This window comes from Bacteroides sp. An322 (assembly GCF_002161765.1).
GTDB classification, from domain to species: Bacteria; Bacteroidota; Bacteroidia; order Bacteroidales; family Bacteroidaceae; genus Phocaeicola; species Phocaeicola merdavium.
This window is the reverse complement of record NZ_NFIN01000059.1, coordinates 1-2,339: the sequence shown is the minus strand read 5'-3', so window position 1 is coordinate 2,339 and position 2,339 is coordinate 1. Positions and strand designations below refer to the sequence as shown.

At 45.7% G+C, this 2,339-nt stretch carries 2 protein-coding genes; one reads left to right on the top strand and one right to left on the bottom strand.

What is annotated here, in order from left to right:
- Nucleotides 1-129: 129 nt before the first annotated feature.
- Nucleotides 130-327, top strand: coding sequence for a hypothetical protein (locus B5F91_RS14685; RefSeq protein ID WP_087429760.1), 198 nt, complete (start codon nt 130-132; stop codon nt 325-327).
- 100 nt (nt 328-427) lie between these two features.
- On the opposite strand, the gene B5F91_RS14680 is transcribed toward B5F91_RS14685, so the two are convergent.
- Entirely contained in the window at nt 428-2,173 is a 1,746-nt protein-coding gene (locus tag B5F91_RS14680; RefSeq protein WP_087429759.1) for an ATP-binding protein, read from the bottom strand.
- Nucleotides 2,174-2,339: the final 166 nt, after the last annotated feature.

Here is a 2,339-nt window from a genome sequence, read left to right as displayed (position 1 = left end):
TGTTTGGTACCTTTAAAGATATAACATTTTTCCAATTGACCGGCTGATTCTGAATTGTATGTAGCCCTATAACATTATTCTTAAATCAATTCAAAACAGTTTCTAAGAATTGAAAATTAAAAATTAAAAATGAATCAGGATTCGGATCAACGGATTGAACTTCGGTCGGAAAAGGTGCGTCGCATTGTGGGTGCGGTGCCTTCGCGGCTGATTGGGTGGAACATGGCGGTTATTGTTATTATCTTGTTGGCTTTGCTATTGGTGGTTTGCTTCGTGCCTTATCCTTACGGGGATGGGGAAAGCATTATCCGGCATATTGTCAATTAATCCAAGTTCCGCATACGTTGAGCTTGCGGAACTTGGATTATTCCCTCTGTGATACCCTGTGACCTCTGTGGTGAATGGATGGCATACTATGGGCGGCTTTTCAGCTTATCTCTTCCATGATAACCATTTCCGCTCCTCGGAATACGACTTTCAGCAGATGCAGTTGTGTCCCGGCGCAAAGGCGTGTCACCACCTTGTCTTTGCTGTATTTCTCAAGTTGCCCGTCGGCTTCCTTGCTCTTGGCTTCTACTTCTGTATCAGTAGCGGAAGGCTTCACGTATTTCAGTTCCATGATGTAGCTGTGCGTTGTTTCCGGATAGCGTGCCTTGTCGGGAAGCATCAGGAAATCGCTGAATCCGTAGTTCAGTTCTATTTCAGGTTCTACTAAGTAAAGGCTGTTCAGGGCAAGGTACGCCTTGAAGAAGCCCTGCAGGTTGTGTTCGCCCAAGATGCTGTCGCGCACAGAGGAGTTTTCGCGGTAGGCTTCGGCGATGCGGCGGATGAAAGGCTGCCATTCGCCTTCCAGTGCCATGCGCATCATCTCCATTTCCATCGGGATGCTGTCTATCTTGTAGCTGCGGTTATAGTAATCGCGCATGAAACTCCAATATTGTTCTTTCACGCAATTGTTCGGTATAACCATCTTCATCATGCTCCCGTAGCTGCTTCCCATGGTGAGCAACCCGTAATAATAGAGGAGGCTGCGGAAATTGTTGTCGTCTGTCACGTATTCGGCAGGGAATGAAGTCTTCAATGTCATGACTACCGAGCCGGTGGCAGCTATTTCTTCGATGACGCTCATGCGGTTTTCTCGCTGGTTCCCCCTATCAATATCCGCTAACATTTTCAGTTTCTTGTAATCGGTGCGGATGTTCTTGTCCACCATTTCCTTGGGCGGACGGTTGTATAACACTTGATGACGCAGGTAATAATATACCATATCGCAATTGTACAGATGGTCATCGTCCAGGCATTCTTGTGCGAAGCAATAGTTGTTATACCACGGCTTCATCTCCGCCATCATGGCTTCGATGTCGGCATCGGCACGGAGCTTGCCATTATCCTGATAATATCGGAACATGGTGCGCACGTCTGTTTCCGAGAAGCCGAGCATGTGGTTGAACTCCGGCGCTTGCGAGATGTTCCAGTCGATGTTGTATCCGCTGGAAAGATCGTCTAAGGTGACGGGTGATACGCCGATAAGGAATACACGGTTGAACATTGCCTTGAATATCTTGAAATATTCACGGTAGAAACCGCTGGCGTGGGTCAACCGGCGGAACAGTTCCGTGCCTCCGTCACTTAGGATGACATTAGTAAAGTTGTCGTATTCGTCAATGATTAAATAGAGCGGATAGCCTTTCTTGTGGGCGTGCAGGTTGATATAGTTTAACTTAGCGCGTGCGTTGCTTGTCGACTTGACCGCTTGTTCGAACCCTTCATCGTAATATCCGGCATAGATTTCGGCAAAGACATCCAATACTTGCCCGCAATAGGTATTGAAGTTTTGCTCTAAATCCTCTTCGGTGAAGCCTGTTCCTATAATGGAAAAATCAAAATAGATGATTTGAAAGGCATTCTTCAATGGTGTGGGATGTTCTTTTATCCACAGCCCATCGAACAATGTATCGAATCGGTCTGCTTGGGCAATATCGTAATACGCCCGCATCATGCTGACGAATACGCTCTTGCCGAAACGGCGCGGACGGATGAGAAACAAGTAATTGCTCATGTCTTCCAGCGCGGGAAGATACATGGTCTTGTCCACATAATATGAATTCTCGTTCCGTAACTGTTCGAAACTTGCCACCCCGTAAGGGATGCCTTTCACGTTTGCCTTTTCCATTGTTCGTTGATTTAGGAGTTCGTCTTTCGGCAAAGATAACAATTCTGCTGTAAACTCTTAGAAACTGTTTTGAATTGATTCAAGAATAATGTTACAGTCTCCTTAAAATTTGAAATCAGCAGGCCAATTGGAAAAATGTTATATCTTTAAAGGTACCAAACTATAA

What these genes read in the sequence shown, in the direction of transcription:
- B5F91_RS14685 (WP_087429760.1), top strand. Translation starts at nt 130, where the DNA reads ATGAATCAGGATTCGGATCAACGGATTGAACTTCGGTCGGAAAAGGTG.
- B5F91_RS14680 (WP_087429759.1), bottom strand. Translation starts at nt 2,173, where the DNA reads ATGGAAAAGGCAAACGTGAAAGGCATCCCTTACGGGGTGGCAAGTTTC.